General features: G+C 60.6%; 5 protein-coding genes. All 5 read right to left on the bottom strand.

What is annotated here, in order from left to right:
* Nucleotides 1-363: 363 nt before the first annotated feature.
* Entirely contained in the window at nt 364-690 is a 327-nt protein-coding gene (locus RI03_RS23650; protein ID WP_443208563.1) for a KfrB domain-containing protein, read from the bottom strand.
* Nucleotides 691-789: 99 nt separating this feature from the next.
* Complete coding sequence (locus tag RI03_RS16320) at nt 790-1,050, bottom strand: hypothetical protein (protein WP_010218649.1); 261 nt, start codon at nt 1,048-1,050, stop codon at nt 790-792.
* A 17-nt stretch (nt 1,051-1,067) separates the two neighbouring features.
* A complete protein-coding gene (locus RI03_RS22805; RefSeq protein WP_081504240.1) occupies nt 1,068-2,414 on the bottom strand; it encodes a zeta toxin family protein in 1,347 nt (448 codons plus the stop codon).
* A complete protein-coding gene (locus RI03_RS23645; RefSeq protein WP_138995695.1) occupies nt 2,411-2,680 on the bottom strand; it encodes a hypothetical protein in 270 nt (89 codons plus the stop codon). Before RI03_RS23645 ends, RI03_RS22805 begins: the two co-directional genes overlap by 4 nt.
* 508 nt (nt 2,681-3,188) lie before the next feature.
* Nucleotides 3,189-6,290, bottom strand: a complete 3,102-nt coding sequence (locus RI03_RS22310; RefSeq protein ID WP_010218647.1) for a DUF5710 domain-containing protein — start codon at nt 6,288-6,290, stop codon at nt 3,189-3,191.

Raw genomic sequence — 6,290 nt, 5'->3', positions numbered from 1 at the left:
GAAAACTGCGTCTAACAAGATCGTGGATTATGGCGATGCATCGATACTTAACGCCGATCCTGATTGGTCAATGTGCAGGATTTGAGCTGGCGTCACAACCGGTTTGGTTTTGACCCGCGCGCCGCGCCACCCGCGCGCGGCTTTGCGAAGGTCAGAACCCCGCTTCGCAATGTCAGCTTCTAGGCGCTTCCGACCGTTCCCTGCTTTCCCGAAAGGGAACCCAATGCGGGCTAGTTGCCCTAGCGACTCCAGCGATAGCGGCCACGCCATCCCCTTTTCTCAAAATCTGTTCCCGATTGGCTTTTCTCAAAATTGCCAATCAGTGATGGGAAAGCGGGAATTATAAAGAGCGTGTTTGAATACCTAGCGGCCCCTATCGTGTGCTGGTCTTGCTGGTGTGGTTATCGTCGGATTACCACGGCTAGGAGACGGCTCCGAAGTTCGATTGAGCATCACAGCCCGGCCGTTGTCGTATCCGATCCGCGCCCCCTCCCCGACGTGTGGCGTTTCCTTGAAGCGGTCGCGATCGTGGCGCACCACCTGGCTATCGTTGCCGAGCTGGTAAATGTTGGCTTTGTCGACGTGCAGCACCGCACCATGATACTCGCCCTTGGTCTTAGGATCGGCTTCCCGGGCTGTGTCGAGGCGATGAATACCGCGAGGGTTCATGCCCTGCGGTTCTGAATCCATTACGGTCCACTGGCCGCCAAGGTGCCTTTCGTGAAGGCGGCTACCGTTCATTATTACGAGCCGTTCGGCACGTTCGGGCGGGCGATCGGTGGTCAATCTTTATGCCTTTTCCGAGGTTCTATCGTGACGGGCGGTAACGGCCTCGCGAACAGCGAAGGCGATCAACACTAGCGCGGCCCAAACTATCCAATCCTTCATGCCGTGGAGCATGAAGACGGAATGGCGCGCAGCGTCGATCGCTTGCGGGAGGGAGGCGTTGTAGCGATCAAGGCTGGTGGAGATTTCCAAACCCAGCTCGATCGCAATCCCGATCGGAATTGCCGCGAATGATGCGGCTGCGATGCGCCCGGCTTTCGTCATGCAGAAGCCCGCACGGCCTACCGCTCGCGGTCGGGAGGCGTGCGGGTTGGCGTTTGGCTTGGCGCTGCCGGCGTCTGCACGGTTGGGGAAGGTGCAGCGCGATCGGGAGTAGGTTCGGCCGTGCGCGTCAGCACAGCGGCTTGGCCTTTGTCGTATCCAATTCGAGCATTGTCCCCGACGCTAGGCGTATCCTTGAAGCGGTCGCGATCGTGGCGCGTTACTTGGCCGTCGTTGCCGAGCTGGTACACGTTCGCTTTGTCGACGTGCAGCACAGCGCCGCGATACTCTTCCTTCGACTTAGGATCGGCTTCCCGCGCGGTATCGAGACGATAGACCCCCTTGGGGCTAGAACCCTGTGGTTCCGAGTCCTGCTCGCGCCAGCCACCATCAATGCGCCTTTCGTGAATGCGCGTTCCGTCCGCGATGATGAGGCGTTCGCCAGTGTTCGCGCGATCGGCATCCGGACTCGTCCGGTTTGGGGCCGCTGCGTCGATCGACGGTTCAGCCGGTAGGCGTTCGTGAGAGGCAACGCGAAAGCCTTCAATTTTGCGCTGTTCGTCAAGATCAGCGCCACGGAAGCGCATAAGATCCGATGCACGATCCCAAGTTTTAGCAGCGTCTTCTAGGCTGCGGCGATCGGGGTTGTTGTGAATGTCGCGAAGGGTATCCGCTAGGCGTTCATCGGGCACCCACTTGCCGTTTTCTAGGTTACTACTGCCGACAACATTTCCGTCACGACCGTAAAGAACGATGGCGTGAGCATTGTTGTTCTGCTGCAATTTCTCGATAGTATCGACCAGACCTTTTACGGCCTGATCGTGAAACTCATCACTTACTCCACGACCGAACCCGGTTTTGGAGTCGACGATTTCGACCTCGCGGCGATCGTAAGTGCTTGCATGACTTAAATCCGGAGACACAGCCATTCCGTGAACCTCGACACGGTAGCCCTTATCTTTCAGTTCATCCATACTTTTGGATGAATTGCCGTAGTTCGATAGCGTCCCATCATAAATGATATTCCGCCGCTCTTCTGCGGATATCTGCATGACACGGTGCGCGAGATTGCCAGCGTCAGAGAATGCGACTTGCGGAATATCTAAATCGCCGCGCTCGATCCGGTCGCGCATGTATGGGATTTGCGGCCTGATTTTATCCGGATCAATTTCGACGGCACCGCCAACACCCTCGAATTGAATCCGCATCGAGTTGACGATCATGCTCTTTCCAGAACCCGACTGCCCCGCTGTAGAAATAGCCAACGGCTCTTTTACAGCGGTCGATTTCTCGATTCCGGTTTCTGCTAGATCGCGAGCAAGTTTCTCGCGTTCATCGTCGCGCAATGGCTTTTGATCGTCACTCACCTTGTTTTGCGAGCTTCTATCTGTTCCATTGCGCGCTGCACTAAAGGGGCGCGGCTACTCTCTACATCGCCGCGCGTATCGTAGTGCTTTGAAAGCGCCTCTTTTGCAGCAGCTTTTTCGGCGTCTGGAGCCTTATCGATCACACCACGGAGTCGACCCTGTTCTACGGCCCAGCGTTGCGAATGGAGATACGGGAGGTTCGCGTCGATACTTTCCCGAATAAGCTCCGCTTCCGTTTTCCCGGTAGCTAGTCCAACATCGGCCATCACGCGCTCCTTGTCCTATCAAATATAGGGTGCAAACGGCTAAAAATACAGAGCGTAACACCGCCCATCCCAGCCAATTCGCTACCTACAAACGCCATCATCGCACGCAGCGGGCTAACCGTTGGCTAGGGTCGAACTTAGCCCAGCGAACGGCGATACCAGCACGGATCGCGACGCAGCTCGCGTCCTGGCCGTTCGGTAGTTGGCACCACGCAACGGTCCTATTCCAGCTTGTCCCGACTGCTTCGCACGACAGGCGAACCGGCCGGGCGAAAGTAAGATATCCGTCCGGCCGTCGATTGTCCGCCCCAATGCCGCCACCCAGCGCGACAGCCATTGCGCGGCGTTGTGCGAACGGATCACCCGCAACGCCGGGTTGTCCCGGTCGCCGCGAGCCGTCGAGTTCAGTTGCACCGACACCGGCAAGGCGGATGCGTTCGCCCGACTGGCACCGAATAGGACCGTCAACGTCGTGCAAGGCGATGGCGAGGCAGAGCAGCAGCATCGCCTAGCGCCCCCGCGATCGTTGCGGGGGTTCGCGCCGAGGGGTTGGCGGAACAGGTGGCGCACCCTCGACCGCACGAGCTGGAGCGGGTTGGCGGGCTGGCGTTGCTTGTGAGCTTCCGGCTTGCTGCGTGCGATCGGGACCACCGCGGACTTGCGGGGTTCGGACGCCGGTTCCCTGTTCGACACGATCGGCAAGCTGCGACCGGGCCGACGCCAGCACCTTTTTTGCGGCTTCCGGATCGTCAGCCAGCGCCTTCCCCACGACGCTTTCAATCATCTTCATGTTAGCGCGGGCGGTGCGATCGGCGCCGATGAGCTTTGAGGCGCGATCGTCGCCTTGATCGCGAACCGTGAACCGTTCGAGCTTGGCCGGGTCAGCGCGTTCGCCAACGTACCAACGCTTTTCGGCTCCGTCCCACCGTGCGCCAGCCGCCTTCGCCGCTTCACGCTCCTTGTAGGGAACCGCGAGATATTGGCGTTCAGCCGGGGCAGCGTCAGAGCCACGGGAAGGCCCGTCACGAGGCGTCGGCGGTGTTTGGGTCCGGTCAGGCGCACTTGCGGCCGAACGGTCCTGCGTCGGCTGGCGATCGGGTGTTTGAGGCGAGCTAGATCCTCGATCGTTCGCAGCGCGGTCAACCGACTGTTGGCGATTAGGTTCGGTCAGCTCGACAGACCACCGGGCGCGTTGCGCCTCGATCGTCTTCGTCGACCATTCGCCGGTTTCCTTATCCTGCGTGCGTTGCGGGACTTGGACCGTTTCACGCTCGCCACGTTGAACAACAACCGTGTCACCGATTGCCGCGCTCGAGCGCGCGAGAGCATCGGGAAGGCCGACACCCCAAGCGCGCCGACGATCGCCGTTCGCTAGTTCAACATCGACGTAAGGCGACGAGCTGGACGGATCGCCTTCCTTGAAGTTTGCCCGGCCAGTTTCGACCAGCTTTCCGCGAACGCCGTCCTTAAAATCGGCCGCGCGATCGGCGGGGGGCGCACCTGGCACACGATCGGGACTATCAGCACGACGGGGCGAGACACGTTCCGCGCCGCTGCGTTCGATCGGCGCAACGCTATTGTTCTGGCGATCGGCGTTGGCCTCCCGAAGGCGGTTCAATTCCTGTAGATCGCGTTCGGTAGGCTTGTAGCCCTTCACGCCGATATCCTGCTGCATCGCCTGCAACCAGATTTCGCGCTTAAAGGCGTCGGTCCCGGTGACTTGGATTTCACCCCAGCCGCGATGTTGAGCAACCGCGACCAGATCACGCGCAGTCGCCGGGCTATCGGTATGCGCGACGAGCTTGCCGCCTTGATCGCGAAACGCCGGGTCTTTCGCCGTGCTAGATTCATAGAAACCGGGTTCGCCCGACCATTTGGATTTCTGGACAAAATAACGGCGCGCAATCTCGTCCGGTACGTCACCCGGTTCTAGCGACTGTTCGCGCTTCTTCGCGGCAGGATCAGACGGGCGATCCGGTTCACCGGGAGCATCGCGCGAGGGACCGGCCGAACGGTCAGGGTCCACGCGGCTATCGCGATCGATCGGTGGAACGCCGGCAGCGGCAGCACCCGGCCCCCGATCGCGGGCGCTTTCAGGTCCGACCGGGCCAATGGTGTTTTCGTTGGCTGGCGAAGGAGGCTGATTTTCCGCCGCGCCCCGTTCGTTATCGGCCGCTTTGCGCGCGGGTTGAGCTACCGGAGCCGGATCATCGGCGCGCTCGGGTGGCGTGCTGGCGGGCGCGGTATCCTCCCGAAAAGTTCGTCCGGACGAACTTTCGCGGTCAGCATCGAGCTTTGCAGGGTCAACGGGAGGGGCTTCCGGCGCGGGGACGGCAGCGGCGGGACGCTCGATCGCGGGCGCATTGCGCTCCGTATCGCGACCCGGTTCCGGGTTTGCGTCGTCAGGCATAGGGCGCTCCTTGTTCGCGTCTGTTTGATGGGCTGTTCGCTCTTGCTCGGCGCGGGCGGCTGCAAACACCACGTCACGCACAGCTTCGGCAAATTGGAGAGAAATGGCGACATGCCCGTTCGGGCTACGCATCTTCAAATCGTTGAAATCGCTATATGCGCCGGGGTTGGCGTCGCGCTCCTGGCCGAACTCGGGAAAGATCGCCCGACCATTCACGGCCAAGGCAGCGGCGACGGCCTTATCCTTGCCGGGGTTTGGTCGACCTTTCAGCTCTTCCGCGCGATCGTCATCCCCAGCGATGATTATCGGCTTGTCGGGAAAGCGATCGTGCAGGGCGAGAGCTACGGCTTTGAGGTTGCCGGAATCGAACGCTGCAACAGTCGGGAACCCGACTTCCTCACCAACGGTGCGGGCAGTCGCATACCCCTCGCCAATGATGATGACATGCACCTTTTCCAGCGAAGCGAGGTTGCCCCCTGCAACGTGGAACGTGCCTTCCTTGTGGCTATCTTTTGCAAACCGCTTCGTCCCGTCGTCACGGATATATTGCATCGTCCATTGTTTGCCGGTGACGTCGATCGCGGGGAGATACGTCGTCTTTCCGTCGCGATCCGTAAGCGCACCTTCGGCCGGGCTGATGCCCTTTGCGACCATGTATGGCGTAGCCGCGACCACAGGCGACAGCCGATCAGCTTGACGGGTAACACGCCGCGCAGTTGCGTCGAAGGTGGCGGTACGTTCGGCCGCACGCGCTTCCGATTTGGCTTCAAATTCGGCCTTCAACCGGGCGGATTCTTCGGGGGCGATGGTGACGCCCTCCAGCTTCCACGGCGTATCGATGCCGCTTTTATAATTCTTGATATGCCCGGCCGGATGCCCGTCGAGATACCCGACATACCGACCGGACTCCCGACCGCCCTTCTCACCCTCGACAGGGATGCGATGCGGCTTGCCGTCCATAATCGGGTGTTGCCCGGTTGGATTAAGGCCAAGGTCGCGCATCGCACTGGCGAAGGAGGCGCGGATATCAGACTCGGAAAGCTGTTCGCGTGAGCGTTCGCGCCAGCGTGCTAGAACGGCCTCCGCGTCGGCTTTGGGGCCGACGTACCAACGCTTCTTATCCTTGTCCCAGCGCGCTCCAGCGGCCTTTGCTTCGTCCCGTTCAGCGTAGGGGACCGAGAGATATTGGCGATCGGCCAT

This window comes from Sphingomonas sp. PAMC 26621 (assembly GCF_000251145.1).
Classification (GTDB): Bacteria; Pseudomonadota; Alphaproteobacteria; order Sphingomonadales; family Sphingomonadaceae; genus Sphingomonas.
The sequence above is the reverse complement of the archived record's forward strand: the minus strand, read 5'-3'. Positions and strand labels throughout refer to the sequence as shown.

Coding starts and splice junctions, on each gene's coding strand:
- RI03_RS22310 (WP_010218647.1), bottom strand. CDS start 6,290: ATGGCCGATCGCCAATATCTCTCGGTCCCCTACGCTGAACGGGACGAA.
- RI03_RS23645 (WP_138995695.1), bottom strand. CDS start 2,680: ATGGCCGATGTTGGACTAGCTACCGGGAAAACGGAAGCGGAGCTTATT.
- RI03_RS23650 (WP_443208563.1), bottom strand. CDS start 690: ATGGATTCAGAACCGCAGGGCATGAACCCTCGCGGTATTCATCGCCTC.
- RI03_RS16320 (WP_010218649.1), bottom strand. CDS start 1,050: ATGACGAAAGCCGGGCGCATCGCAGCCGCATCATTCGCGGCAATTCCG.